Here is a 25,226-nt window from a genome sequence, read left to right on the forward strand (position 1 = left end):
GGTGCTTCGCGATCACTCGTCTTCGTGGAAGGCCTCTTCCCGTTTCTTGCGCAGCGCAGGCAGCATCACCACGACCAGGCACAGTGCCGCCATGCCCAGCAGGGTGGCGCTGATCGGACGGGTGACGAACACGCTCGGGTCGCTGTGCGACAGCAGCAGCGCGCGGCGCAGGTGCTCTTCCATCATCGGGCCGATGATGTAGCCGAGCAGCATCGGCGCCGGTTCCGCGCCCAGCTTGGCGCAGATGTAGCCGAACAGCCCGAACAGCGCCATCAGGTAGACGTCGAACTGGTTGTTGTTCAGGCTGAACACCCCGATCGCGCAGAACATCAGGATCGCCGGGTACAGGCGGTGGTAGGGCACCATGATCATCTTGATCCACAGGCCGATCATCGGCAGGTTCAGGACTACCAGGAACAGGTTGCCGAACCACATCGACACGATCAAGCCCCAGAACAGGGCCGGCTGCTCGGTCATCACGGCCGGGCCTGGCTGGATGCCCTGGATGATCATGGCGCCGATCATCAGGGCCATCACCGGGTTCGACGGAATACCCAGGGTGAGCATCGGGATGAACGAGGTCTGGGCGCCGGCATTGTTGGCAGCCTCCGGCGCCGCCACGCCTTCGATCGCGCCCTTGCCGAACTCCTTGGCGTTCGGCGAGATCTTCTTCTCGATCGAATAGGCCGAGAACGAGGCCAGCATGGCGCCGCCGCCCGGCAGGATGCCCAGCGCCGAGCCGAGCCCGGTGCCGCGCAGGACCGGCCCCACGATGCGCTTGAGGTCGCTCAGGGAGGGCATCAGCCCGGTGACCTTCTTCATCATCAGGCTGCGGTCTTCGTCATGCTCCAGGTTGCGGATGATCTCGCCGATGCCGAACATGCCCATGGCGACGATCACGAAATTGATTCCGTCCGCCAGTTCGGGCAGGTCGAAGGTGTAGCGCTGGGCGCCCGAGTTGACGTCGGTGCCGATCAGGCCGAGCAGCAGGCCGAGGAGCACCATGCCAATCGCGTTGAGCAGCGAGCCGCTGGCCAGGACCACCGCGGCGACCAGGCCGAGCACCATCAGCGAAAAGTATTCCGCCGAGCCGAACTTGAGCGCCAGCTCGGCCAGCGGCGGCGCGAACAGGGCCAGCAGGATGGTGGCGACGGTGCCGGCGAAGAAGGACGCGAGCGCGGCGGTGGCGAGCGCCTTGCCGGCATTGCCCTGGCGCGCCATCTGGTGGCCGTCGAGGGCTGTGACGACCGACGAGGATTCGCCCGGCAGGTTGACCAGGATCGCCGTGGTCGAGCCGCCGTACTGGGCGCCGTAATAGATGCCGGCCAACATGATCAGCGCCGAGATCGGCGGCAGGCCGAAGGTGGCCGGCAGCAGCATTGCGATGGTGGCGATCGGGCCCAGGCCGGGCAGGACGCCGACGGCGGTGCCGACGAAGACGCCGACCAGGCAGTAGAACAGGTTATTGAGGGTAAAGGCCGTTTCCAGGCCCAGCCCGAGGTTGGCGATGATTTCCATGTACTCAGTCTCCGGTCAGCCAGGGGCCGGCGATCGGCATCGGCAAGCCGAGCAGCTTGACGAAGAGGACTACGGCGAACAGGGACAGCCCGACGGCCAGCAGCACGGTGCTGCCGAGACGGAACTTGCGGCTGGCATACGCGCTCAGCATGACCAGCACGAAGGCGGACAGGGCCAGGCCGGCGCCGCGTACCAGCACGCCGAACAGCAGCACCGCCCCCAGGATGATGGCGATGTCCCTGAGGTGGAAGCTGCTGATCGCGTCATGCGCCTCGGAACGGCGGCCGACGAAGGCGCGCACGATGCCGAGCAGGCCGACAAAGGCCAGCAGCCAGCCGAGCACGGTCGGGAAATAGCCGGGACCCATGCGCCCGGCGGTACCCATGCCGAGTTCGCGGCCGAAGTACACGGCGGCGAGCCCGAAGATGACGAAGATGATGCCGATCCAGAAATTTTTCGGATGGCGGATGGTGGAAGCCACTGCGAACCCCTTGTTGCCCGTTGTTGCCCGTTGTTGTCAGGTAGTGGTGTGGCTGCGCCTGCCCGCGGGCCGCGCAGCCTGGCGCATCGCTGTTGCCCGGATCAGTCGGCGTACTGGCCGGCCTTGGTGATGATCGGACCCCAGCGGTCGATTTCCGCCTTCAGGTGCGCGCGCAGGGCTTCCGGGCGGGCGCGGCTGTCAGCCACCGGTTCAGTGCCGAGGTCGGCGAAGCGCTGCTTGACGGTCGGGTCCTTCAGGGCCGCGCGCAGCGCGTTCGACAGGGTATCGATCACCGGTTTCGGGGTGCCCTTCGGCGCATACATGCCATGCCAGACCGCGACTTCGAAGCCCGGCAGGCCGGCCTCGCTCATGGTCGGCACGTTCGGCATCGCCGCCAGGCGCTGCCTGGTCGTTACCCCGTACACCTTGACCTTGCCGCTCTTGATCTGGCTGGTGGTATTCGTGGTCTGGTCGCACATCAGGTCGACCTGGCCGCCCAGCATGTCGTTCATGGCGGGACCGGTGCCCTTGTACGGAACGGTGGTCAGGTCGACCCCGATCGCGGTCTGGAACAGCATGCCGCACAGGTGCGAGGCCGAGCCCAGGCCGGCGTTGGCATAGGTGACCTTTTCCTTGTTGGCCTTCACGTAGGCGAGCAGCTCCTTGAAATCCTTCGCGGGGAAATCCTTCTTGGCGATCAGGGTCATCGGCACGTCGGTGACCAGGCCGATCGGCTCGAAGCTGTCGATCGCGTGGTAGTTCAGCTTGCGGTACAGGCCGGGCGCGGTCGAGTGGCCGATGTGGTGCAGGAACAGGGTATAGCCGTCTGGCGCGGCCTTGGCCACGCGCCCGGCGCCGATGGTGCCGCCGGCGCCGCCCACGTTCTCGATGATGATCTGCTGCTTCAGGGTGTTGCCCATCGACTGGGCGACCAGGCGCGCAACGGTGTCGGTCGGTCCGCCGGCGGCGAAAGGCACGATCATCGTGATGGTCTTGGTCGGATAATTCTGGGCATGGCTGCCGGATGCCGCGGCCACCAGGGCAATGGCTGCGACGGTGCGCAGGAACGTTGTTTTCATCGGTGTCTCCTCCAGGGCTCGGTTTGGCTCGGTGTATTCGATCGATCGGTTGGCAACGCAAGAACGCGCAAGACATCAGAAGCAGGCCACGACACCAGCCGGGAGGCATCCGGCCGGCGGGCATGGAGCGCGTGCATACGCACGCTTTGTTGTACCAGCAAATTGATTGATATGCAACTACGCGTCCATGCGGGACGCATGCGTGCCCCGCGTGGGCGAGGCTCGATTCTGTTGACAGAATCCTACGCGCCAGACACACTCGTCTTACTGTTGAGCAGTGCCAAGCCCGCGCCGGGCGTGCCGGCTTAACTTGGCAGTTTTGTTCCCGGAGGGAAAATGCTTGCCTTGACCAGACTGGCGCCGCTCGCGGCCATCGCCGCGCTGCTGCTGGGATACCCGCATGGCGCCTCGGCGCAAGCAGCGGCCCCGACCACCGTCGACGCCTTCAGTCCGGAGGGCCAGGCAAAGGCGGTGCGCCAGGTAACGGCGCGCTTCAGCGCACCCGTGGCGCCCTTCGGCGACCTGCGCGCCGAGGCGCCCTTCGCAGTCGACTGCCGCGCCGGGGACGAGCGCCTGGACGGCAGCGGGCGCTGGATCGACGCCAGCACCTGGAGCTACGATTTCGCGCGCGACCTGCCCGGCGCCACCGCCTGCCGCTTCACGCTGCGCGACGGTCTGCGCGACCTGGCCGGCCGGCCGCTGGGCGGCCAGCGCAGCTTTTCCTTCAGTACTGGCGGCCCGGCGGTCCTGCGCATGCAGCCGCACGCGGGCAGCCAGATCGACGAGAACCAGGTCTTCCTGCTGGCGCTCGACGCGCCGGCCACGCCCGCCTCGATCGCGGCGCATGCCTGGTGCCGCGCCGATGGTATCAACGAGAAGATCGGCGTGCGCCAGCTGCTGGGTGACGAGCGCGACCGCCTGCTGGCCCTGCGCCGCGACTTCCTGGAACGCCACCTGGCGGCCTATGGCAAGGCGCGCGGCAAGCAGGCCCGGTCGGGAAGCGAACCGCTTCCCGTGGCGGTGGTGCAGTGCAAGCGCAGCCTGCCGGCCGATGCCCGCGTGAGCCTGGTGTGGGGCGCGGGCGTGGCGGCACCGAACGGCATCGCCAGCGCGCAGGACCAGGAACTGGCCTACCGCACCCGGCCCGACTTCCGCCTCTGGCTCAGTTGCGAGCGCACCAATGCGCGCGCCGGCTGCGTGCCCTTCCTCCCGCTGCGGGTGGCCTTCAGCGCGCCGGTGCCGGTGGAAGCATTGCGCAAGCTGGTGCTGGAAGAAACCGGCGGCAAGCGCCACGCGCCCCAGCTGGGCGAGGAGGCGAAGGGTGGCTTTGCCAGCGCCGTGCAGTTCCCCGGCCCGTTCGGCGAACTGGCCACGCTGCGGCTGCGGGTGCCGGACTCGCTGCGCGACGACGCCGGGCGCGCGCTGGCCGTGCCGGCGCGCGCGCTGTCCGTGAAAGTCGACCGCCAGCCGCCTTTGGTGAAGTTCGCCGCGCCTTTCGGCATCCTCGAGGCGCGTGGCGACCGCCTGCTGCCGGTCACGGTACGCAACGTCGAAGCCCCGCTGGTGACCGCCGTGCGCAGCGGCGCCAGCCTGCGCGTGGAGCGCGAGGCTGACGTGCTGGACTGGCTGGGCCGCATGAATCCCTGGGGGCGCGACCCCTGGACCCAGGAGGAGGGCAAGCTGACCCGGCAGCTGCTGGGACCGAAGGCCACGGGCCGGATAGAGCGCTTCGCGCTGCCGCGCGCCGGCGGGCGGCGCCCCTTCGAGGTGATCGGCATCCCGTTGAAGAAGCCAGGCTTCTACGTGGTGGAGGTGGCCAGTCCGCTGCTGGGCAAGGCGCTCAACGCAAAAGGCGGTACCGCCTACGTGCGCACCGCTGCCCTGGTCACCAACATGGCGGCCCACCTCAAGCGTGGTGCGGAGTCCTCGCTGGTGTGGGTCACTTCGCTCGACAAGGGCCGTCCGGTGGCCGGCGCCCGGGTGGCGCTGCGCGACTGCGCCGGGCGCCAGCTGTGGCAGGGCCATACCGGCACCGACGGCGTGGCCCATATCCGCGAAGCGCTGCCGCGCGCCCGGTGCGGCGACCAGCTGTTCGTCAGCGCGCGCAGCGGCGAGGATTTTACCTTTACCCTGTCGAGCTGGCAGAAGGGCATCGAGCCGTGGCGCTTCCAGCTGCCGCAGGGCAGCCTGGATGAGGACAGCCGCATCGTCGCCACCGTGTTCGATCGCAGCCTGCTGCGCGCCGGCGAAACCCTGCACATGAAGCACTTCCTGCGGCGCCGGGTCGGCACTGGCCTGGCGCTGGTGGCGGCGGGCGAGCCCACGCCGGTGCCCGGCTATGCGCCCCTGGGCGAAGAGACGGTCGAGCGCGGCGCGCTGCCGGCCAAGGCCTGGATCGCGCACCAGGGCAGTGGCGACAAGATCGCGCTGCCGCTGGTCTGGGACGCAGCCGGTCAGGCCCACGGCGAGTGGAAGATACCCGAGGCGGCGAAGCTGGGCGCCTACCAGGTCGTGATCGGGAACCAGGTGGCGGGCGAATTCCGGGTCGAGCAGTTCCGGGTGCCGACCATGAAGGCGGTGCTCAAGGGACCGGCCCGGCCGGTGGTGGGTGCGGGCACGCTGGCCCTCGACGCCCAGGTGCATTACCTGAACGGCGGACCGGCCGGCAGGACGCCGGTCACGCTGCGCACGGTAGTCGAGCAAACTCCGGGAAGTTTCGACGGCTTCGACGGCTTCAATTTCGGCGGTGGCGACGTCAAGGAAGGCATCGCGCAGCGCGGCGAAGAGGACGAGGACGGCTGGTACGAGGAGGGCGGGGAGGGCGACCAGGCGGTAGGCGATGCCGAGGACGCCGGCGCGCCCGCGCAGGAAGGCACGCGCCAGGGCGAGACGGCGCGCACCCAGCGCCTGGTCCTGGACCGCAACGGCGGCGCGCGCATCGAGGTCGCGCAGCTTCCCGCGGTCGACCGGCCACGCAGCCTGCTTGCCGAACTGAGCTGGCAGGACGCGAGCGGCGAGATCCTCACCGCCTCCACCCGCGTGCCCCTGTGGCCGGCGGCGCTCGCGGTCGGCATCAAGCCGGACGACTGGATGAACCGCGAGCGCCTGAAGTTCCAGGTGGCCGTGCTGGGCCTGGATGGCAAGCCGGCGCCGGGCGTGGAGGCCAGCGTCGACTTCTTCCAGCGCGCCTCCTGGTCGCACCGGCGCCGCCTGGTGGGCGGCTTCTATGCCTACGAGTCGAGCAGTGAGATCCGGCGCATCGCGGGCGGCTGCCGCGGCCGCACCAATGCCCAGGGCCTGCTGTCGTGCGACGTGCCGGCGCCGGGCGAAGGCGAGATCATCCTGCGCGCCCGCGCCGAGGATGCGCAGGGGCGCGCCGCCATCAGCCAGCAGGAAGTGTATGTGGCCGGCAAGCGCGAATCGTGGTTCGAGGTCGCCGACAGCGACCGCATCGACCTGCTGCCGGCCAGGCCGCGCTTCGAACCGGGCGAAGAGGCGCGCTTCCAGGTGCGTTCGCCCTTCCGCGAAGCCACGGTACTGGTGACCGTGGAGCGCGAAGGCATCCTCGACACCTATGTGCGCCAGCTGTCGGCGCTCGAGCCGACGATCGCGATTCCGATCAAGGCGCACTATGCGCCGAATGTCTACGTGTCGGCGCTGGTGGTGCGCGGCCGGGTGGCGGAAAGCAGGCCGACCGCGCTGGTCGACCTTGGCAAGCCCGCCTATAAACTGGGTATCGCGCCGGTGAAGGTAGGCTGGGCGGCGCACGAACTGCGGGTGCAGGTGCTGCCCGCGCGCCAGGTGTACAAGGTGCGCGAGCGCGCCAGCGTACGGGTGAAAGTCACGCGCGCCGACGGCAAGCCCTTGCCGCCCGGCGCCGAGGTGGCGCTGGCGGCGGTCGACACCGGCCTGCTCGAACTGAAGCCGAACGACAGCTGGCAGCTGCTCGAGGCGATGATGCGTCCGCGCAGCCAGCAGGTCGAGACCGCGACCGCGCAGATGCAGGTGATCGGCAAGCGCCACTTCGGCCGCAAGTCGGTCGCCCACGGCGGCGGTGGCGGGCGCACCGCCAGCCGCGAGCTGTTCGACACCCTGCTGCTCTGGAAGGGCAAGCTGGTGCTGGACGCGAACGGCGAAGCCGAGGTCGAGGTGCCGCTCAACGACGCGCTGACCGGCTTCCGGATCGTGGCCATCGCCAGCGCCGGCAGCGGCATGTTCGGCACCGGCGCGGCCGAGATCCGCAGCACCCAGGACCTGATGCTGCTTTCCGGCCTGCCGCCGCTGGTGCGCGAGGGCGACCGCCTGCGCGCCGGCTTCACGGTGCGCAATGCGGCGCAGGCTGCGCTCGACATACGGCTGGCGGCCAGCATGGCAACCGACGGCGGCGCGGCCCAGGCACTCCCGGCCCAGACCCTGCGCCTGGACGCGGGGGCGGCGCGCGAACTGTTCTGGGACGTGACGGTGCCGCAGGGCGCCAGCCTGCGCTGGCAGGTCGACGCCAGCGCCGGGGCGGCGCGCGACAGCCTGCGCGTGAACCAGGCGGTCGCGCCCGCGGTGCCGGTACGCACCCTGCAGGCCACCCTGGTCCAGCTCGACGGACCGAAGACGGTGCCGGTCCAGCGCCCGGCCGATGCGCTGCCTGGCAAGGGCGGCGTGCGCACCAGCCTCAGCCCGCAGCTGGCCGGCGGCCTGGACGGGGTGCGCGACTACATGGCCCGCTATCCCTACACCTGCTTCGAGCAGCGCACCTCGCAGGCGGTGGCGCTGGGCGACCCGAAGCGCTGGAGCGCCGTGGCGGCGACGCTTCCGGCCCACCTCGACGGCGACGGCCTGCTGAAATATTTCGCCCCCATGCGCGAGGGCGACGATGCGCTGACCGCCTATGTGCTGTCGGTCAGCGCCGAGGCGGACTACCCGATCGCGCCGGAACAGCGCGAGCGCATGGAAGCCGCGCTGCTGGCCTTCGTCGAAGGCCGCATCGTGCGTGGCAGCGGCCTGCGCACCGGCGAGCTGGCGGTGCGCAAGCTGGCCGCGCTGGAAGCGCTGTCGCGGCGCCAGCCGGTGCGCGCGGCCTGGCTGCAGTCCTTTCGCATCGAACCGAACCTGTGGCCGACCTCGGCCGTGCTCGACTGGTACCTGGTGCTGCAGCGCTCGCCGGAGCTGCCGGAGCGCACGTCCCTGCTGGCCCAGGCCCAGCAGATCCTGCGGGCGCGCCTGAACCTGCAGGGCACCAGCATGGGCTTTTCCACCGAGCGCAGCGACAACTGGTGGTGGCTGATGGCCTCGCCGGACGTGAACGCGAACCGCCTGCTGCTCGCCATGCTCGACAACCCCGGCTGGCAGGCCGACATCGGACGCATGGCGCGCGGCGCGCTGGGACGCCAGCAGCGCGGCCACTGGGGCACGACCCTGGCCAATGCCTGGGGCGTGCTGGCGATGCGCAAGTTCTCGGACAAGTACGAGGCGGTGCCGGTGAGCGGCAGCAGCAGCGTGACGCTGGCCGGCAACACCTGGCGCGGCGGCGTGCCGTCCAGCGTGCTGCAGGCATGGCCCGCGGGTCCCGCCCGGCTCGAGATCCGGCACGAGGGCGCCGGCAAGCCCTGGGCGACGGTGCAAAGCCTGGCCGCCATTCCGCTCAAGGCACCGCTCGCGAGCGGCTACCGGATCGCGCGCACGGTGACGCCGGTGGAACAGGCGCGACCGAACGCCTGGAGCCGTGGCGACATCTACCGCGTGCGCCTGGTGCTGGAGGCGCAGGCCGACATGAACTGGGTGGTGGTGGACGACCCGGTCCCGGCCGGCGCCAGCATCCTCGGCACCGGCCTGGGTGGCGATTCGCGCATCGCCACCGGCGGCGAAGCCCGCCGCGGCTGGGTCCAGCCCGATTTCGAGGAACGCAGCAGCGCGGCCTTTCGCGCCTATTATTCCTTCGTCCCGAAAGGCAGCTGGAGCATCGACTACACGGTGCGCCTGAACAGCGAAGGGCGTTTCAGCCTGCCGCCGACCCGGGTCGAGGCGATGTACAGCCCCGAGATGTTCGGCGAAGCGCCGAACCCGCCGGTGCTGGTGGGACGCTGATGCGGCGCCCGGCGCTCTCGGCGCTCTCGGCGCTGTCGGTGCGAAGGGCGCTGTGGGCACTGTGCGCGCTGCTGGCGGCACCGGCGCATGCCGCCGTCCCGACCCCGGCCCAGGTGCGCGCCGCCTGGCAGCCGTCCGAGGCGCGCCTGCTCGACCGCCATGGAGTGGCCCTGGAGAGCTTGCGGGTCGACCTGCACGGCCGGCGTGCGGACTGGGTGGCGCTGGCCGACATCTCGCCGGCGCTGGGCGCGGCGGTGCTGCAGGCCGAGGACGCACGCTTCATGGAGCACGGCGGCGTCGACCTGCGGGCGGCCGCACAGGCGGCCTGGGACAACCTGCTGCGCCAGCGCCCGCGCGGCGCCTCCACCATCACGATGCAGCTGGCGGGCCTGCTCGACCCCGCGCTGCGCGCTGCGCGCGAGGGGCGCAGCTGGACGCAGAAGCTGGACCAGGCGCTGGCGGCGCGCGCGCTCGAAGCCGGCTGGAGCAAGGCGCAGATCCTCGAAGCCTACCTGAATCTGGCCAGATATCGCGGCGAGCTGCAGGGCATCGGCGCCGCGGCGCGGGCGCTATTCGGCAAGGCGCCCTCGGGCCTGGACGGGGCGGAAAGCGCGATCCTGGCGGCGCTGCTGCGCGCCCCCGGGGCAGCGCCCACGGCGGTGGCGCGCCGCGCCTGCCAGCTGGCGGCGGAGCTGGCATGGCCCGGGACGTGCACCGCCATCACGTGGCGCGCCAGGGTGGCGCTGGCGCGGCCGGCGCCTGCCGCCAGGCCAGCGACCCCGGCTGCCTTGCGCCGGCTGCTGGGCGGGGCGGGCAGCAGCGTGCGCACCACGATCGACGCCGGGGTGCAGCGCGTGGCGCGGGACGCCTTGCGGCGCCACGTGCGCGAGCTGGCCGGGCGCAACGTCGGCGACGGCGCGGCCGTCGTGATCGACAATGCCAGCGGCGAACTGCTGGCCTATGTCGCGAACACCGGCGCCAGCGAAGTCGACGGCGTGGCGGCGCCGCGCCAGGCCGGCTCCACCCTGAAGCCCTTCCTGTACGCGCTGGCGCTCGAGCGGCGCGTGCTGAGCGCGGCCTCGCTGCTGGACGACAGTCCGGTCGGCATCGCCCAGGACGACGGCGCCTATGTCCCGCAGAACTACGACCGGTCCTTCCGCGGCTACGCCAGCGTGCGCACCAGCCTGGCCAGTTCGCTCAATGTGCCGGCCGTGCGCAGCCTGTTGCTGGTGGGCGTCGAGCGCTTCCATGCGCGCCTGCGCGCCCTGGGCCTGAGCACCCTGGTCGAGGATGCCGATTTCTACGGCCCGGCGCTGGCGCTCGGCGCGGGCGAGGTGACGCTGCTGGAGCTGGCCAATGCCTACCGCACGCTGGCCAACGGCGGGCGCCACGGCGTGCCGACGCTGCGCCTCGGGCCGGGCGCGAAGTCGCCTTCCCTGGCGCAGGTGCTGGACCCGGCGGCGAGCTTCGTGGTGGGCGACATCCTGGCCGACCGCGCCGCGCGCAGTCCGACCTTCGGCCTGCGCAGCGACCTGGCCACCGCCTACTGGAGCGCGGTCAAGACCGGCACCAGCAAGGACATGCGCGACAACTGGTGCCTCGGCTACAGCGAGCGCTACACGGTCGGGGTCTGGGTCGGCAACTTCGATGGCCAGCCGATGTGGGACGTGTCCGGAGTCTCGGGCGCGGCGCCGGTCTGGCGCGAGGTGATGGACCACCTCCACCGCGAGCGCCCGGGCCGCCAGCCGGCGGCGCCGCCCGGGCTGGTGCGCACCCGGGTCGCGTATGCACCGGCCTACGAGCCGGCGCGCGATGAATGGTTCCTGCGCGGGACCGAAACCGCCCTGGTCGAAGCGGTGCCGGCGGGCCGCCGTGCGCCGCAGATCCTGTATCCGGCCGACGGCAGTATCCTGGCGCTGGATCCCGACATGCCGGACCGGATCGAGCGCGTGCTGTTCCGGGCCCAGGGGGCAAGCGGACAGCGCTGGCGCCTGGACGGCACCGAACTCGGCCCGGCGAGCGAACCCGTGGCCTGGCAACCGCGCGTCGGGACGCACCGGCTGGAACTGGTCGATGGCGAAGGCGCAGTGGTGTCCAGCAGCCGCTTCGAGGTGCGCGGGATCGCAGGCCCGGGGGACTAGCGGCACGTTGTGGCGTGGTGCCGACGGCCCCGCCGCTAGCGCTCCCGCACCGGAACGTCGTGCTCGCCCAGCAGGATCTTGTCCGGCGTGATGGGCGTGCCGCGCAGGCGCCGCCCGGTGGCATGGAAGATCGCATTGCTGATCGCCGCCGATACCCCCACGATCCCGATCTCGCCCACCCCCTTGGCCCCCAGCTGCTCGCTGACGACACGATCCTCCTCGTTGGCGAAGATGACCTGGATGTCATGCACGTCGGCGTTCACCGCCACGTGGTACTCGGCGAAATTGTGGTTCATGAACCGGCCGAACCGGTGGTCGGTGACGCTTTCCTCGTGCAGCGCCTGGCTGATGCCCCACACCACGCCGCCGATCACCTGGCTGGCGGCGGTCTTGGCGCTGATGATGCGTCCGGCCGCGACCGCATTGACCACCCGCGTCACCCGCACGATGCCCAGCTTCTCGTTGACCCGCACCTCGCAGAATACCGCCGAGTGCACCGCACGCGTGTACTTGCGCTGCTTGAGCAGCGAGGGCTTCATGAAGAACTTCTCTTCCACGCAGTCGACCCCGGCGGCGGCCAATACGTCCCGTAGCGCGACCGCGGTCTCGGGCCGGTTCCGCAGCTGCACCTTGCCGTCGGCAAACTCCAGGTCCTGCGGTCGGGCCTTCGCCAGCTTCGAACCCGGCATCGACTTCGTCAACTTGACCAGGCGCTTCTTGAGCTTGTCACAGGCGCCGTGCACGCCGCCGCCCACGGTCGTCACGTGCGAGGAGCCGCCTTCGACCGGCGCGAAGGGCAGGGTCGAGTCGCCCAGCTGGAAGGTCACCCGCTCCAGCGGCAGGCCCAGGCTTTCGGCGGCGATCATCGACATCACGGTATAGGTGCCGGTGCCGATGTCGGAGGCTGCGCTGCTTACCACCAGGCGCCCGTCCGCATGGAACACGGCGCTCACGCGCGCCAGCATCACCAGCGAGTCCCACATGCCGCTGGCCATGCCCCATCCGACCAGTTCTTCGCCGTCGCGCATCGAGCGTGGCTCCAGCGGCCGGTCTTTCCAGCCGAAGCGCGCCGCGCCCTTGTCGTAGCACTGGCTCAGCTCCTTGGACGAATAGGGCTTGTCTTCCAGCGGGTTGCGGTCGGCGTAGTTGATGCGCCGGAATGCGAGTGGATCGATGCGCAGGCGGTAGGCCAGTTCGTCCATCGCCACTTCGAGCGCATGCATGCCGTGCGCGGCCCCGGGCGCGCGCATGTCGATCGGCGAGTGGCGGTCGTGCGCCACCAGCTTGTAGCCGAGCTTGATGTTCTTGCAGGCGTACAGCTGCCCCGACCAGTTGACCACCACCTCGACGTAGTCTTCGAGGCGCGAGGTTTCCTGGATCGCCTCGTGCACGATCGCGGTCAGCTTGCCGTCCCTGGTTGCGGCCAGCTTCACCTTCTGCCAGGTCTCGGGCCGGTGGCCGAAGCTGAACATCTGCTGGCGGGTGAGCACCACCCGCACCGGGCACGCCAGCCTGAGCGCCGCCATCACGGCCAGGGTCAGCTGGTACTGCGGGCGCAGGCCGGAACCGAAGGCGCCGCCCACATAGGGATTGCGCACCGTGACCTTTTCCTTCGGCAGGCCGAACACGCGCGAGACGTACCAGCGGTTGTTCTGCGAGCTCTGCGTCTTGTCATAGATGGTCAGGTGGCCGTCCTCGCCATACAGCACCGTGGTGGCGTGCATCTCCATCGGGTTGTGGTGCTCGACGCCGTGGTAGAACTGCGACTCGATCTTCACCGGCGCCTCGTTCCAGGCCTTGTCGGCGTCGCCGGTGGAGCTGGGCGGCGTGAAGCCGGCCTTCAGCGGGCGCGGCTTGTAGGCTTGATCGAGGCTGGCGAGCAGATCGGTTTCATGCGCTTCCCGCTCGTAGCGCACCTCGACCAGCCGGGCCGCGTGGCGCGCCGCTTCGAAGCTGTCGGCCAGCACCAGCGCCACCGGCTGGCCGCTGTAGAAGATGCGGTCCGAGAACAGGGGGCGGAAGGGCGAGCCGCCCGGCGCCGTCATGTCCTTGTAGGCCAGGTCCCAGGAGCGGACCTTGGGTCGGTTCAGGTGGGTGAGCACCTCCACCACGCCCGGCACGGCCAGCGCGGCGCCGGTCTCGATGGCCGTGATGCGGCCGCGCGCGATGGTGCCGCTCACCACCACGCCGTAGCGCAGGCCGGGCGCCTCGTGCTCGGCGGCGTACCGCGCTTCGCCGGTCACCTTGGCGCGGCCGTCCACGCGCGACACCGGCATGCCGCTGCGCACCCGGCCGGTGCCTTCGGGCGCGGTCGGGGTGCGCAGTTCCGGAATCAGGTCGGTCATCGTGCTTCTCCCTTCGCATGGTCGGTGCCGCGCGCGGCGGTGCCGAGCGCCTGTTCGATGGCGTTGCGCGCCAGTGTCAGCTTGAAATCGTTCTGGCCAAACCCGCGCGCGCCGCGCAGCACGATGTCGGCGGCCACGCCAAAGGCGTCGTGGCCGGGCGCCATGCCCTCCAGCGCGGCCTCGGCCTCCTCGACCCGCCAGGGCTTGTGCGCCACGCCGCCCAGCGCGATGCGGGCGGCGCGGATGCGGCCGTCTTCGATGTCGAGGGCGGCCGCCACCGACACCAGTGCAAACGCATAGGACAGGCGCTCGCGCACCTTCAGGTAAGTCGAATGGCGGGAGAAGCGGCCGGCATCCGGCAGCGTGATGTGGGTGACCAGTTCGCCCGGTTCCAGCGTCGTGTCGCGCTCGGGCTGGTCGCCCGGCAGCCGGTGGAAGTCGGCGAAGGGAATGCTGCGTTCCTGCTGTCCGGTGCCTTGCGTGCGCACGTGCACCACCGCGTCCAGCGCGCGCAGGGCCACGCACATGTCGGACGGGTGGGTGGCGATGCAGTGCTCGCTGGTACCGAGGATGGCGTGCAGGCGGTTCAGTCCTTCGCGCGCTGAACAGCCGCTGCCGGGCGCGCGCTTGTTGCACGGGGTGCCCAGGTCGTAGAAGTAGTAGCAGCGGGTGCGCTGCAGCAGGTTGCCGCCGTTGGTCGCCATGTTGCGCAGCTGGGGCGAGGCGCCGGCCAGGATCGCGGCGCTCAGCAGCGGATAGCGTTCGCGTACCAGCGGGTGGTAGGCCGTGTCGGCGTTGCGCGCCAGTGCGCCCAGGCGCAGGCCGCCGCCTTCCGCAGGCTCGATGCGGTCCAGGCCCAGGCGGTTGATGTCGACCAGTTCGCCCGGCTGCAGCACGCCTTCCTTGACCAGGTCGAGCAGGTTGGTGCCGCCGGCGATCGGGCGCGCGCCAGCCGCCAGGCGCGCCAGCGCGGCGTCCACGTCGCTGGCCTGGCTGAAGATGAACGGGTTCATGCGAGCACCGGACCGGTCGTGAACGGCTTGCCGGGCCCGCTCGATGCTCCCGGCTGCGCGTCATCGATGCCCATCACCTGCGCCACGGCGCGGGTGATCTGGGGATAGGCGCCACAGCGGCACAGGTTGCCGCTCATGAGTTCGCGCACGTCGTCGACCGTGTGCGCCTGGGCTTCGGCGATCAGCCCGGCGGCCGAGCACAGCTGGCCGGGCGTGCAATAGCCGCACTGGAAGGCGTCGCAGTCGATGAAGGCCTGCTGCAGCGGATGCAGCGCTTCGCCATCGGCCAGGCCTTCGACCGTGGTGACGTCCTGGCCGTCGTGCATCACCGCCAGGGTGAGGCAGGCGTTGATGCGCCTGCCGTCGAGCAGAACGGTGCAGGCACCGCACTGGCCGTGGTCGCATCCCTTCTTGGTGCCGGTAAGGCCTGCGCGCTCGCGCAGGAGGTCGAGCAGCGTCACCCAGGATTCGACGGAAAACCGCCGTTCTTCTCCGTTGATGCGCAGCCGGATCGGGGTTGCCTCGTGCGGGTCCATGGGCGTCCTTTCGTGAGCGAAGCCCCTACCTTACTCCTTCGGTCCCGGCCCTTCGGTTAGTTCGCACACCCAGCGCAGCGCTTCGGCCGTCATTGCATCTGCAGCAGCGCGACCTGCGGGTCGACCATGCGCAGCATGCGCAGCACGGCATCGGTCGAGACGGTGTCGATCTGCCCGGCCATGCGGCGTTCGAAGGGGTGGTCGTCGAAGGCCACGTTGGCGCGGAACATGCGCGCCCCGAGGCGCACGGCGGCCGGGATCTCGATTGTCGGCGGCTGGTAGCCGATCGAACGCAGCCAGGCCTGGGCCTCCTGGCGCGTCTCGACCCGTCCCGCCGGGGCCAGCCCGGCCGCCAGGGTTTCCAGCACCCACTGGTTGGAGTTCTGGTACCTGGTCGAGTACACATAGGACAGCATGTTGTAGCGCGGCTCGTGCAGGCGCAGCGGGGTGCGGCTGGCCAGCAGCGCGGCCAGCCTGTCCTGGAGCTGCGGGCCCGGGATCAGCAGCTGGGCGTCGTGCCGCACCAGGTCGGTCAGGAAGAAGTTGCCCATGCCTTCGTTGTACAAGCCTGACACCGCCGAGCCGCAGTCGTTCAGCGCGTGGACCACGGTCCAGCGGCCGGCCGGATGCTCGCGTACCGCGATGCCCATGTGCGAATAGCGCAGGCCATACTTGCCGAGGTCCTGGCCGGCGCGCGCCACCAGCGCCACCCGGGCGCCGCTGGCCTCCAGTGCCCCCACGGTGCGCTGGGCCAGGTCCATCGACAGTACCACCTCGTGCGGGGCCAGCGGGCGCTCTTCGCAGGGCTGGCCGGCGCGGGCCGGCAGGCTGGCGGCAAGCAGGGCGGGGAGCAGCAGGGCCGCTGCCAGCAGGGTGCGCGGCGTCATGCCGCCCTCGCGTGGTGCAGCAGCGCCTTGCCCGCTTCGTTCGGCAGGAAGGCGAGGGCCTTGCCCGACATGACCAGCACGTAGCCGGTGGAGGCGCCGACGACCTCCAGCATGGTGCCGGCCGCGAGCGAGAGCCCGCCCAGCGCGCGGCCGGACAGGCGCACCGTGGCGCGGCTGGCGTCGATCGTACTTTGCAGCACCAGTTCGATGCCTTCCGCGACGGCGCTGGCGCTGGCCACCACCACGCTGCCGCCGGCGGCGACGGCCAGTATCGAGCCGCCGACGACCACGCCGGACAGGTTGGCGCTGGCGTGCGAGGCGTGCGAAGCGTGCGAGGCGGCCGAGTGGCCGGCGGCCTGGCCGGCATGGCAGGTGAAACCGAGCAGGGCAAGGAGGAGGGCAGGCAGGATGCGTTTCATGGTGTACTCCGTGTCGTCGATGGAGTCATGATCCCGCTCAAGCTGCCCCCCGGCAAGCAGGCGCCGCGCGGTAGCATCCGCTTGCCGCCCGGGTAGCGCAAAACGATACCGCGGACGGCCTGCGCGCGGGTGGCTCAGGGCCCGCGGAACACGATCGTCTTGTTCCCGTGCAGGAAGACCCGGCGCTCGATATGGAACTTGACCGCCGCCGCCAGCGCCATGCACTCGTTGTCGCGCCCCACCCGCACCAGCTGCTCGGGACGGAAATTATGGTCGACCCGGGTCACCATCTGTTCGATGATCGGCCCTTCGTCCAGGTCCGGCGTCACGTAGTGGGCGGTGGCGCCGATCAGCTTGACGCCGCGGTCGTAGGCCTGGTGGTAGGGCTTGGCGCCCTTGAAGCCGGGCAGGAAGGAATGGTGGATGTTGATGCAGCGTCCCGCCAGGCGCCTTGCCAGCTCGTCCGACAGGATCTGCATGTAGCGCGCCAGGATCACCAGCCCGGCGCCGGTCTCCTCGACCACTTCCAGCAGGCGCGCCTCCTGCTGCGCCTTGTTGTCCGGGTTCACCGGCAGGAAGATGAAGCGGATGCCCTCGCGCTCGACCATCGGGCGCAGGTCCAGGTGGTTCGACACCACCGCCGTGACAGCCATGTTCAGTTCGCCGTTGCGGCGGCGGTACAGCAGGTCGTCCAGGCAATGGTCGTCCTTCGACACCATGATCACGGCGCGCACCGCTTCCAGCGGGTCGTGGATCTTCCAGTCCATGTCGAAGCGGTGTGCCACGCCATCCCCGAACTGGGCGCGGATGGCGCCGATGGCCGGCGAGCCGGCCTGCAGGCGGAACACGGCGCGCAGGTAGAAACGCGCGGTGGAGTCGTCGTCGAACTGCTCCAGCGCGCAGATGTAGCACTCGCGCTCGGCGAGGAAGGTGGCGACGGCGGCCACGATGCCGATGCCGGCGCGGCAGCTGGCGTTGAGGATGTATTCGGTCGGGGCCTGCGGCGCCCGCGCCTGGTCATTGGGTGTCATGCGTTCGTCCTGTCGGGTGGTATCGAAAATGCCTGCGCTGCCGCGGCCACGCCCCGGAAGCGGCGGCGGGTAGCCGCGGGCCTTGGGGCGGCGCCGGACAAGCCTCGTGGACGAAGCAGACCCCGCCATGCTGGCGGTCGCCTAGCATGGCGGATGCGGGCGGGCGCGTCAAGGCGCGCCCGGACGGATCAGTCGCGGAACAGGTAAGTGAAGCTGCGGCTGACCGGCAGCTTTTCCTCGCTGCCGCGCAGCAGCACCTGCATGCGCTCGGCATCGACCCGCTCGACGGCGGCGATGGCATTCACATTGACCAGGGTGGCGCGGTGGATCTGCCAGAAGCGGTCGCGGTCCAGGCCGCCAAGCAAGTCCTTCAGGGGAATGCGCACCAGGGCTTCCGAACCGGGCAGCACCACCCGCGTGTACTTGGTGTCGGACTGGAAGAACAGCACCTCGTCGACGTCGATCAGGCGGATCTGCTTGCCGACGGTGGCCTTGATCCACTTCATTTTCTCGGCGCGCACGCCAGGCAGGGCGCTCTTCAGGTGGCGCAGCAGGTCGCCCAGGTCGGCCGGGGACTCCTTCAGCTTGGCGCGGATGCGCGCTACCGCGCGTTCCATGCGCTCGGCCTGCACCGGCTTGAGCAGGTAGTCGACCGCGCCTGCGTCGAAGGCGTCGACCGCGTACTGGTCGTAGGCGGTGACGAACACCACGTGCGCGCTGCTGCCGATGCGCTCGGCCACTTCGAGCCCGGACAGGCCCGGCATGCGGATGTCGAGGAACACCACCTCCGGCTCGTGCTCGAGGAAGCCGTCCCAGGCATCGTTGCCGTTCTCGGCCTCCAGGACGACCTCGGCCTCGGGCCAGCAGCTGGCGAGCAGCCCGGTCAGGCGCTCGCGCATCAGGGGTTCGTCTTCGGCGATCAGAATGCGGGTCATGCGTTTTCCTTGTCGGCGTTGCGTGGAAGGTGCAGTTCGGCCACCAGGCCAGGATCGGCTTCGTGCAGTGCGAGGCGCGCGTCCTCGCCATAGGCCAGCTGCAGGCGGCGGCGCACGTTGTCCAGGCCCGCCCCGCTGCCGGGCGTGGCGGCCATGCCGACGCCGGTGTCGTGGACGCGGATGCGCACGGCGCCGTCCAGGGCCGCGGCCGAGACGCGGATCTCGCCGCCGCGCAGCGACGGTTCGATGCCGTGCTTGATCGCGTTCTCTACCAGGGTCAGCACCAGCATGCTGGGCACGTCGACGTCGGCCACGTCGTCGGGCAGCGCAAGCTCGAAGCGCAGCCGCGCGCCCATGCGGGCCTGCATGACCCGCAGGTAGGCGGCGACGGTCGCGAACTCGCTTCTCAGGGTCAGCTGCTCGCAGCGCAGGTCGCTGAAACTGGCGCGCAGGAAGGCGATCAGGTCGGCGGTGAGCGCGGCGGCGCGCGGGGCGCCGTCGGCGGCCAGCTGCTGCACCGCGCCCAGGGTGTTGAACAGGAAATGCGGCTCGATCTGGGCGCGCAGCACGCGCAGCTGCGCTTCGCTCAGTTCGCGCGCCAGGCGGTCGCGCTCGGCGTCGCGCTGGAGCTGCTCCATCAGGGCGGCGTGCTGGCGCCGGCGGTAGCTGCCCAGGACCAGTAGCGGCGTCGTGGCCAGCAGGCCGACTACCGCGGCGGTCGGCATGACCTGCATGAGGCGCGGCAGCTGTTCGGCCAGTGGCCTGCCGTCGTTCAGGAACACGCCGACGCCGGCGCCGACGCCGCCGCAGACCAGGCCGAGCAGAAACTTGCGGCGGTTCTGGAAGGCCTGGCTGGCGTTGAACCAGACGCCGATGCCGCCGAACAGCAGCCCGAAGCCGAGCAGGTTGGCGGCGAAGATGGGCACGTGCCAGTTGCCCTTGCCGGTGAGCAGGGCCAGCCCGACGCCCGCGAGCGTGAAGCAGAGGGCCAGCTTGGCCAGCGCGATCCACAGGCGCCGGCCCCTGTAGGCCAGCGAAAACGCGCGCAACTGCTGGCGCTCGACCGGCGACATGGCCGCGAGATTGTCCGCCATCCTGCGCCGGTAGCCGGGCGCGACGGAGGCCGCCAGTTCGGGCCGTTCCAGCACGGCCAGCTGTTCGCGTTCGAGTTCCTCATACCAGTCGGTGATCCTGCGCCACATCGTGCTCTCCTTGCTGTTCAATATAAAGGGTAATGCGGGCAGTCTAGGAAAGGGCGCGGCGGCCGCCAAGCACATGGCGACGAAGGACGAATCCGGGGCGGCGAATGACGAGGCGAGCCCGGCGCATGTCGCGCGTGTTAACATCTCGGGCTTGTTTCCCGCTTTCCCGACGACGTTCATGCATTTTCCAAGCCCTTGCCACGTGCGCGCGCTGCGCCCCGCCGACCTCGACGCCGTGCTGGCGGTGCAGGCCGCCTGTTATCCGCCGGCGATGCAGGAAGCGGCCGGCGTGCTGCGGGCGCGCATCGTCGCCGCCGGCGGCACCTGCGCCGTGGCCGAGGACGAACACGGACTATGCGGCTACCTGTTCGCCTATCCAAGCAGGTTGGGCGCCGTGACGCCGCTCGGCGCGGCCTTCGATCCCGCGCCCGATGCCGATACGCTCTATGTGCACGACCTGGCGGTGGCGCCGCGCGCGCACGGCCGCGGCCTGGCGCGCCGGCTGGTCGCGCAGCTCCTGGAACAGCCGGCCGGCTGGCGCTGGTCGGCGCTGGTCTCGGTGCAGGACAGCGAAGCCTTCTGGCGCGCGCTCGGCTATGCCACGGACACGGTGCACGACGCGGCGGCGCGCGCCGCCCTCGCCAGCTACCCGCCAGGCGCACGCTACATGCGGCGCGCCCTCGCCGGCACTTACTGAACCCGGCGCACCTTCGCCGAGTTATTGGTTCCCTCGACCTTGAGGAACAGGGTGCCGAACAGGTTGCGTTCGATACGCACCTTCGGGTCGCGCATGCGCGGCAGTACCGCTTCGCTACCGTCGATCACGCGCCACACCTGGCCGTTTGCCAGGCGGATCTGCGCACCCGGCCCCCAGCCCTGGAACTCGCCGGGGATGGTGCTGGCGATCGCGTCCGGCTCGCGTTCGCGGCGCTTGGCGGCTTCCAGGCCGAAGCTGGCCTCGTGGCTGGCAGCCGGGGCGGGCGCCATGGCCGGAGCAGGGGCCGCGGCAGCACTCCGTGCGGCCGTGCCGCCGGGGCGCGCCGCGACCTGGATCGCGTCGTAGCAGGCCAGTCGCGCGCCGCCGTCGGGCAGGGCGCGGCAGGCCAGGATCGCCTGGTCGTCCGCCAGCGCGGCACCGCATACCAGTAGCAGGGAGAGGGGCAGGGCTTTCATCGTCATCCTTCGCCTTTTGTCATCGATACAATTGAACCAGCGAAAGATTATATCGGCAAGCCAGGCGCCTGGGGTGTCGTCAGCCGGCCCGCGCCATCCGCCGCGTACTGGCGGATGAAGTCGGCGCAATCGGCTGCGGCCAGCGGCCTGGAATAATAGAAACCCCGGATCTGGTCGCATTCGGCCCTGCGCAGCGCCGCCACCTGGTCGGCGCTCTCGACCCCTTCGGCGATCACCGCCAGCTTCAGGCGGTGCGCCATCGCCACGATGGCCTGCACGATGGCGGACGATTCGGCGCTGTGCGCCATGTCCTGCACAAAGGACTTGTCGATCTTGAGCTTGTCCAGCGGTAGCCGGCGCAGGTAGCTGAAGCTGGAAAAGCCGGTGCCGAAGTCGTCGATGCTGAGCATGACTCCCAGCTCGCCGAGGCCGCGCATCACCACCACGCTGCGCTCCGGATCAGCCATCGAGACGCTTTCCGTCAGTTCCAGTTCCAGCAGGCCAGGTGCGAGGCCGGATTCGGCCAGCAGTTTGCGCACCGTCTCGACCACTTCGCTTTGCAGGAACTGGCGCGCCGACAGGTTCACCGCGACCGGCGCCAGCGGCAGGCCCGCGTCGCGCCACGCGGCCAGCTGCGCCACCGCCCTGCGCAGCACCCATTCGCCGATCGGGACGATCATCCCGCTCTCCTCGGCGATCGGAATGAATTCATCGGGCGCAATGACGCCGTATTCCGGATGGCGCCAGCGCACCAGGGCCTCGAAGCCGGCCAGGGTGTCCGAGCGCAGCTCGACCTTGGGCTGGTATTCGACGAACAGCTCGTCCTGGGCGATGGCACGCCGCAGGTGGCTTTCCAGGGTCAGGCGGCGGCCCTGCTCGGTGCGCAGGTCGGGCGCGTAGCGCACCATCGCGCCGCGGCCCTGGGCCTTCGCATGGCGCAGCGCGGTGACGGCGTTGTTGAGCAGGGCGTCGGCATCCATGCCGTCGCGCGGCAGCAGGGCGCTGCCGATGCAGCAGGTGAGGGCGATCTCGCCGCCGGGGGTGGGCACGGCGCGGTTGGTAGCGGCCATCAGGCGTTCCAGCGCCCGCTCCGGTTCCGGATGCTCGCCATTTGCGTGCAGCAGCACCAGGAATTCGTCGCTGCCGGCGCGTGCCAGCAGGTCGCCTTCGCGCAACAAGGCCTGCAGGCTGGTGGCAATCGCCATCAGGATCTCGTCGCCGGCGCGGTGCCCGAGCAGTTCGTTGAAATGCTTGAAGCGGTCGATGTTGATGCAGGCCACCAGCGCAGGCGTGCGTTGGGCGCGCCAGTTGGCGATGCTGCGGCCGATCGCGCGCAGCATGGCCTGGCGGTTCGGCAGCCCGGTCAGCAGGTCGTGCGCCACCAGCCACGCCAGCTCGCCGCCCGGCGTGCCCCTGGTGTCGCCATCCGGAGCGCTCAGGTCCTGCAGGCGCTCGCTCAGCGACTGCGCCGCCATAGCCAGCTGGCGGTGGTAGATCAGCCCCTCCACCATGCGCGCCAGGTCGCGCAGCGCGTCGAGCTGGCCCGCGTCGAGCCGGCGCGGGCGGCGGTCGATGATGCACAGGGTGCCGATCTTCCTGCGTTCCACCGAGTACAGCGGCACCCCGGCATAGAAGCGCAGGTGTGGCTCACCGGTGACCAGCGGGTTGTCGGAGAAGCGCGGGTCGCGCGCGGCGTCGGGCACCACCAGCCCGCCGTCGGCCAGGATCGCATGGGCGCAGAACGAGATGTCGCGCGGGGTTTCCGAGGCCTCCAGTCCGGTGCGCGACTTGAACCACTGGCGGTCGCGGTCGACCAGCGAGACCAGCGCGATCGGCACGCCGAACAGCCGGGTGGCGGTGCGGGTGACGCGGTCGTAGCTTTCCTCCGGCGCGCTGCCGAGCAGGCGGGTCGCGTGCAGGGCCGCCAGGCGCTGCGCTTCATCGACGGGGAGCCGGGGCCGTTCCATGCCGCCCCGCTCAGGCCAGTCCGGCCAGCAGGGCGGCGGTATCCTGCGCCCCCATGCGGCGCGCCGCCTCCAGTGCGGACACGCCGTCCGCATCGCGCGTGCCCGGGTCGGCACCGCGCGCCAGCAGCAGGCGGGCGATCCCGACCCGGTTGAACATGGCGGCGAACATCAGCGCGTCCTTGCCGCCCGGCCCGGCGGTGTCCGGGCGCGCGCCATGCTCGAGCAGCAGCGAGGCCAGCGCCAGGTCGCCCTTGAAGGCCACGCCCGCGAGCGGGGTCTGGCCGGCGTCGTTCATCAGTTCCGGATCGGCGCCGTGGGCGAGCAGCGCGCGCGCGGTAGCGTGGTGGCCGTGGTAGCAGGCCAGCATCAGCAGGCTGTCGCCGCGCTCGTTGCGCAGGTTCGGCGGCAGGCCCTGGTCCAGCAGGCCGGCCAGGCCCGCCGTGTCGCCGCTGCGCGCGTACTGGAACACGCGGCGCACGAAGGCCAGCGTGTCCTCGTCCAGGCTGTGCGCGTCGGGTGGCTGGCGGTCGGGCGGGGCGGGCTGCATGGCATCTCCGTGGCGTGGCGGTGACCCATTAAAGCACAGGGGGCGGCGGCGCAGACGCACGCTTATCCCGCGCCAGGCCGGCATGTCCTTGCTGATTGGCAATGCCCTGCCAAGCGGGCGCGAGTATTCTGGCCGGGATGCTATCGTCGGTCCCGACACCTTACCCAAACGTCAACATGTTCAAGTTCATCACCGACTTCCTGGATAGCACGCACTACTTTGGCGTGTTCCTCTTGATGGCGCTGGAAAATATTTTCCCGCCAATACCTTCCGAATTGATCATGCCTTTCGCCGGCTTCGTCGTCGCACGCGGCGACCTCAACCTGGCAGGGGTGCTGGCGGCCGGCACGGCCGGGTCGATCGCGGGCGCCATGCCCTGGTACTACGCGGCCCGCGTATACGGCAAGGAGCGCCTGAAGCGCTTCGCCGACCGCCATGCGCGCTGGATGACGGTGGGCGCGTCCGATATCGACAAGGCGATCGCGGCCTTCGACCGGCACGGCCGCTCGGTGGTGCTGTTCGGACGCCTGATTCCGGCCATCCGGACCCTGATCTCGGTGCCGGCCGGTCTTGCCTGCATGTCGCTCGGGCAGTTCCTGCTGTATTCGACGATCGGGTCGCTGGCCTGGACCGGGGTGCTGACCGGCGCCGGATTCATCCTCGAGAGTAACTACGAACAGGTTGGCAAGTACGTCGATCCGGTCTCGAAGGCGGTCTTCGGCATCCTGCTGGCCTGGTACCTCTACCGCGTGATCACGCACCGCCCGGCCAGGTCCGACGCCGCCTAGGCCTGGGAGCGCGCCGGGGCCACCGCCAGGTCGGCGCCCGCGGCCGGCTCCGGCCCGCGCGGCGCCTGGCGCGCTTCCCGTCCGGGGGCGTGCGCACGCACCGACCAGGTCACGCCCGCCACCAGCAGCGCCACCGCCGCCACTTCCAGCGGGCGCGGACCGTAGCCACGGTGCAGGAAACCGTACAGCAGTGCGAACAGGGTCTCGAACAGGATCAGCTGGCCGGACAGCGTCACCGGCACCCGGCGGCTGGCCACGTTCCACAGGCCGTTGCCGATCACCGAGGCACCCAGGGCCAGCAGGGCGTTGCAGGTCCAGAACAGGGCCAGGTCGCGCCCCGGCCCGGCCGCGCCGTCCGCCAGCGGCCAGGCCCAGGCCAGTAGTCCGAGCGGCAGTGCCACCACGCCGGTGGCCAGCCCGTACAGGGCCGACCACTGGGTACTGGAAAACTGTGGATTGCGCTTCAGGTAGCGCGCATTGTCGAGCGCATACCAGCTCCAGCACAGCAGGGCGCCGGCGGCGCAGGCCAGTCCGAAGGCGATCTCGCCGGCGGACCGCGACGGACCGGCATGCAGGAAGCTGTCGACATTGATGCAGGCGATGCCGGCGCCCACCAGCAGCAGCGGCAGCGCCAGGCGCCGCAGCGGCACCGCGCCATGGTCCTTGCGGCCCAGCAGGGTGACCAGCACCGGCAGCATGCCGACGATCAGGGAGGTCGGGGCCACTCCGGCGTACTTCACGCCGGTGGCCAGCAGCATGTAGTAGACCAGGTTGCCGGCCAGCGCGTGACGCAGCAGCGCCAGGTAGTCGGGACCGGCGAGGCTGGCCAGCAGGGATGTCAGGCGCGGGAGCAGCAGGACGAAGGCCATCGCGCCGTAGGCCAGGTAACGCCCCACCGCCAGTTCCAGCGCCGAAAATCCGGCCAGCAGTTCAGGCACCACGAATACCAGGCCCCATACCGCGCCTGCCAGCAAGCCGCACAACACACCGATCCACATACCGCCACCCAGCCCAGCACGAGCAAAACGGTGATTGTACCGCGCCTACAAAAATGCCATCAGGACACGCCGACACAGAAATGTTTGC

The 25,226-nt window shown here is 70.3% G+C and carries 19 protein-coding genes; 4 read left to right on the plus strand and 15 right to left on the minus strand.

What is annotated here, in order from left to right:
- Window positions 1-12: 12 nt before the first annotated feature.
- The 3 genes from LCI23_RS07700 to LCI23_RS07710 form a co-directional block, all read right to left on the minus strand.
- On the minus strand, window positions 13-1,518 hold the full coding sequence (locus LCI23_RS07700; protein WP_224945859.1) for a tripartite tricarboxylate transporter permease: 1,506 nt from the start codon (window positions 1,516-1,518) through the stop codon (window positions 13-15).
- 4 nt (window positions 1,519-1,522) lie between these two features.
- Window positions 1,523-1,999, minus strand: coding sequence for a tripartite tricarboxylate transporter TctB family protein (locus LCI23_RS07705; RefSeq protein ID WP_224945860.1), 477 nt, complete (start codon window positions 1,997-1,999; stop codon window positions 1,523-1,525).
- A 101-nt stretch (window positions 2,000-2,100) separates the two neighbouring features.
- Complete coding sequence (locus tag LCI23_RS07710; RefSeq protein WP_224945862.1) at window positions 2,101-3,078, minus strand: tripartite tricarboxylate transporter substrate binding protein BugD; 978 nt, start codon at window positions 3,076-3,078, stop codon at window positions 2,101-2,103.
- 336 nt (window positions 3,079-3,414) lie between these two features.
- Between LCI23_RS07710 and LCI23_RS07715 the strand changes: the two genes are divergently transcribed.
- Together LCI23_RS07715 and pbpC are read left to right on the plus strand one after the other, a co-directional pair.
- Window positions 3,415-9,156 (plus strand): MG2 domain-containing protein, encoded by a 5,742-nt coding sequence (locus LCI23_RS07715; protein ID WP_224945863.1) that lies wholly within the window; start codon window positions 3,415-3,417, stop codon window positions 9,154-9,156.
- Window positions 9,156-11,297: a penicillin-binding protein 1C gene (pbpC, locus tag LCI23_RS07720; protein WP_224945864.1), complete on the plus strand. Its 2,142-nt coding sequence runs from the start codon at window positions 9,156-9,158 to the stop codon at window positions 11,295-11,297. The genes LCI23_RS07715 and pbpC overlap by 1 nt, the downstream gene beginning before the upstream one ends.
- A gap of 35 nt (window positions 11,298-11,332) precedes the next feature.
- Here pbpC and LCI23_RS07725 read toward each other — a convergent pair whose 3' ends face one another.
- The 8 genes from LCI23_RS07725 to LCI23_RS07760 all read right to left on the minus strand — a co-directional run bounded on the left by LCI23_RS07725 (window position 11,333) and on the right by LCI23_RS07760 (window position 19,665).
- Window positions 11,333-13,642: a xanthine dehydrogenase family protein molybdopterin-binding subunit gene (locus tag LCI23_RS07725; protein WP_224945865.1), complete on the minus strand. Its 2,310-nt coding sequence runs from the start codon at window positions 13,640-13,642 to the stop codon at window positions 11,333-11,335.
- The gene (locus LCI23_RS07730; RefSeq protein WP_224945867.1) at window positions 13,639-14,655 is read right to left on the minus strand and encodes a xanthine dehydrogenase family protein subunit M; all 1,017 of its coding nucleotides are present in this window, start codon (window positions 14,653-14,655) and stop codon (window positions 13,639-13,641) included. Before LCI23_RS07730 ends, LCI23_RS07725 begins: the two co-directional genes overlap by 4 nt.
- A complete protein-coding gene (locus LCI23_RS07735) occupies window positions 14,652-15,191 on the minus strand; it encodes a (2Fe-2S)-binding protein (protein WP_224945868.1) in 540 nt (179 codons plus the stop codon). Before LCI23_RS07735 ends, LCI23_RS07730 begins: the two co-directional genes overlap by 4 nt.
- 89 nt (window positions 15,192-15,280) lie before the next feature.
- The gene (locus LCI23_RS07740; protein WP_224945869.1) at window positions 15,281-16,078 is read right to left on the minus strand and encodes a DUF2145 domain-containing protein; all 798 of its coding nucleotides are present in this window, start codon (window positions 16,076-16,078) and stop codon (window positions 15,281-15,283) included.
- Window positions 16,075-16,497, minus strand: coding sequence for a hypothetical protein (locus tag LCI23_RS07745; protein ID WP_224945870.1), 423 nt, complete (start codon window positions 16,495-16,497; stop codon window positions 16,075-16,077). Before LCI23_RS07745 ends, LCI23_RS07740 begins: the two co-directional genes overlap by 4 nt.
- Window positions 16,498-16,631: 134 nt before the next feature.
- Entirely contained in the window at window positions 16,632-17,528 is an 897-nt protein-coding gene (purU, locus tag LCI23_RS07750; protein ID WP_224945871.1) for a formyltetrahydrofolate deformylase, read from the minus strand.
- A gap of 188 nt (window positions 17,529-17,716) precedes the next feature.
- Window positions 17,717-18,463, minus strand: coding sequence for a LytTR family DNA-binding domain-containing protein (locus tag LCI23_RS07755; RefSeq protein WP_224945872.1), 747 nt, complete (start codon window positions 18,461-18,463; stop codon window positions 17,717-17,719).
- Window positions 18,460-19,665: a sensor histidine kinase gene (locus LCI23_RS07760; protein WP_224945873.1), complete on the minus strand. Its 1,206-nt coding sequence runs from the start codon at window positions 19,663-19,665 to the stop codon at window positions 18,460-18,462. Before LCI23_RS07760 ends, LCI23_RS07755 begins: the two co-directional genes overlap by 4 nt.
- 178 nt (window positions 19,666-19,843) lie before the next feature.
- Between LCI23_RS07760 and LCI23_RS07765 the strand changes: the two genes are divergently transcribed.
- Window positions 19,844-20,362 carry a GNAT family N-acetyltransferase gene (locus tag LCI23_RS07765; protein ID WP_224945874.1) on the plus strand — a complete coding sequence of 173 codons (519 nt, stop codon included), beginning with the start codon at window positions 19,844-19,846 and terminating at the stop codon, window positions 20,360-20,362.
- Here LCI23_RS07765 and LCI23_RS07770 read toward each other — a convergent pair.
- Genes LCI23_RS07770 through LCI23_RS07780 form a run of 3 tightly spaced genes read right to left on the minus strand, consistent with a single transcriptional unit; the run spans window position 20,356 to window position 23,352 of the window.
- Complete coding sequence (locus LCI23_RS07770) at window positions 20,356-20,838, minus strand: hypothetical protein (RefSeq protein WP_224945875.1); 483 nt, start codon at window positions 20,836-20,838, stop codon at window positions 20,356-20,358. The two genes, LCI23_RS07765 and LCI23_RS07770, sit on opposite strands and share 7 nt — an antisense overlap.
- A gap of 47 nt (window positions 20,839-20,885) precedes the next feature.
- Window positions 20,886-22,805, minus strand: coding sequence for a bifunctional diguanylate cyclase/phosphodiesterase (locus tag LCI23_RS07775; RefSeq protein WP_224945876.1), 1,920 nt, complete (start codon window positions 22,803-22,805; stop codon window positions 20,886-20,888).
- Window positions 22,806-22,815: 10 nt separating this feature from the next.
- On the minus strand, window positions 22,816-23,352 hold the full coding sequence (locus tag LCI23_RS07780; RefSeq protein WP_224945877.1) for an ankyrin repeat domain-containing protein: 537 nt from the start codon (window positions 23,350-23,352) through the stop codon (window positions 22,816-22,818).
- Between the two features lie 176 nt (window positions 23,353-23,528).
- Here LCI23_RS07780 and LCI23_RS07785 point away from each other — a divergent pair, with 176 nt between their 5' ends.
- Window positions 23,529-24,140 (plus strand): DedA family protein, encoded by a 612-nt coding sequence (locus tag LCI23_RS07785; RefSeq protein WP_224945883.1) that lies wholly within the window; start codon window positions 23,529-23,531, stop codon window positions 24,138-24,140.
- Here LCI23_RS07785 and LCI23_RS07790 read toward each other — a convergent pair.
- A complete protein-coding gene (locus LCI23_RS07790; RefSeq protein ID WP_224945885.1) occupies window positions 24,137-25,138 on the minus strand; it encodes a DMT family transporter in 1,002 nt (333 codons plus the stop codon). The genes LCI23_RS07785 and LCI23_RS07790 overlap by 4 nt on opposite strands.
- Window positions 25,139-25,226 lie beyond the last annotated feature (88 nt).

Origin of the sequence: Massilia sp. MS-15, from assembly GCF_020176695.1 — a bacterium.
Taxonomy (GTDB): Bacteria; Pseudomonadota; Gammaproteobacteria; order Burkholderiales; family Burkholderiaceae_D; genus Telluria; species Telluria hydrophila.